Here is a 1,879-nt window from a genome sequence, read left to right on the forward strand (position 1 = left end):
ACACCCAGGCCATCCTCTGCCTCGCCAGACGACGCGTCGACGTCCTCTTCGCCATGCTCAGAGACGGCACCTTCTACGAATCACGCCCAGCCATCCCGGCTTGACCAAACCCATAAGGGCACCCCCCAGAGATCCCAGACGATGATCCACTGGGCGATGACTAACAAAATGCCCCGCAAACTGACAGGAGAATCCGCACCACCCTGGCAAATCTAAACAGACATGCCCACCACAACAGCATGAACGTTGATCAGACGCTTTCTAAAGGCCCAGGTTGTCGGGCTCTCCCGAGCATAGCGGCAGACCATGAATACATATTGTGACATAGCACTTGCTCCCGGTCAACACATACCAGAGTGCTCTGGACCATTGATCCGCTGGTGACGAGATATGGGTGACCTGTGGGTCCTGGAATACTCGTTTCCCCAGGTGGAGGCGTTCCGGCAGCAAACCTGGGTCCTGGGTCTACGCCCTGCCGACCGGCGACGGAGCACACTGCTTCGTCTACACCGGGGCGCGGCACACGGCCCCGGCGATACGGCGGTCGCACACACCAGGTTTTTCCTCTGGAACCCTCGATGAGCGAACAGCCAGCCTCCGCCCGGCAGCCGCTGGAACCCGCAGCTGCCGAGGCTGTAAGCGCCTACGCCGCGAAGACCCGGGGAAGGGCCGACCAGCCCTGGAGGACATCGCCACCAACGGGCTGCCACCCGTCGAGGAGTACACCGCCTGGGAAGAGCTGCGCGAGCAGCATCTCGCCCGGCTCACCGCCCAGCGTGCTTCTGTCGCCTGGGCCCGCCACGCCCCCAGGCGTACCCAGATTGCCTTCAGCGACTCGGCAGCCAAACAGCTCGCGGACCTGGCCGAAGCCGAGATCCACGCGCTCGACCACACCCTGGTGACCATCAGCGTCGACCCCGAGATCGGGGAGCCGATTCCCGGCGACGGCAGCCAGCCCGAGCTGCGCCAGTACGCCCGACCAGATCAAGGACATCCGCGTCCTGTACTTCGTCACCACGCTGCGCACCGTCGTGGTCGTGGCGTGCATCGACGTTTAGCAGCCCACTGCGCTTCTGCAGCAGCCCCGGCACGTGATTCCGGGGCTGCTGGACGTGCTGCTCCTGCCGCTGCTTACGCTGCTGCTCCCGAGTCTGGCGCAGCACGGGCCGCGATTGGGTCGCAGCGCGGCATCGGCACAAGCCAGACAGCGCCGGGGAGATCATCCCAGTGCTGCTCAGTGATCCTCTTTCATCCTGTCCCGCGGGGGTGGAACGGGCAGGTCAGAGGCGGTGCTGGTGACATGGCAGAGCCCCTTGTCGTTGGGGTGTTGATCTCACTCGACACCGGCGCCAAGGGGCTCTGTTGGTTCCGTATCCTGCCATGCTCGACGTCCCGCACGAGTTGGTCGAGCATGTCTCGTGGCTGATCCATGCCCGCCGGCAGGAACTGAAGTCGCCGTGGCGGAGGCTGGGTTGTTTCAAGCAGGCCCTGCTGGTACTCGCACATCTGCGGAAGAACGAGACGTTCGCGCAGGTCGGGGCCGGTTTCGGCGTGCCGGAGGCGACGGCCTGGAGGTACGTCCACGAGACCCTAGAAGTCCTGGCCGCTTGGGCGCCCGGTCTGCGTGAGGCCCTGGTTGGCCTGGGTGAGGGCGACTTCCTCATCGTTGACGGCACCCTGGTCCCCACCGACCGCATCGCCGCGGACGAGCCGTACTACAGCCAAAAGCACAAGCGGCACGGCATGAACGTGCAGGTCGTCGCCCGCCCAGACGGCACACCGCTGTGGTTCTCCCGCGCGCTGCCCGGGCGCACGCATGATCTGACCGCTGCCCGGGCCCACGGCATCGTCCAGGCCTGCCCCACCAGGGAAACCCTCA

Annotated in this window: 1 protein-coding gene and 1 pseudogene; both read left to right on the forward strand. The window is 65.2% G+C overall.

Features of this window, described 5'->3' with window-relative positions:
* Positions 1–578 precede the first annotated feature (578 nt).
* Positions 579–790, forward strand: a pseudogene (locus LUZ64_RS36570) (hypothetical protein); the annotation flags it as partial.
* A 590-nt stretch (positions 791–1,380) separates the two neighbouring features.
* The coding region (locus LUZ64_RS36580; RefSeq protein ID WP_232399068.1) for a transposase family protein at positions 1,381–1,879 on the forward strand (499 nt) is incomplete at its 3' end.

It is taken from the genome of Streptomyces albireticuli, assembly GCF_021228125.1.
GTDB classification, from domain to species: Bacteria; Actinomycetota; Actinomycetes; order Streptomycetales; family Streptomycetaceae; genus Streptomyces; species Streptomyces albireticuli.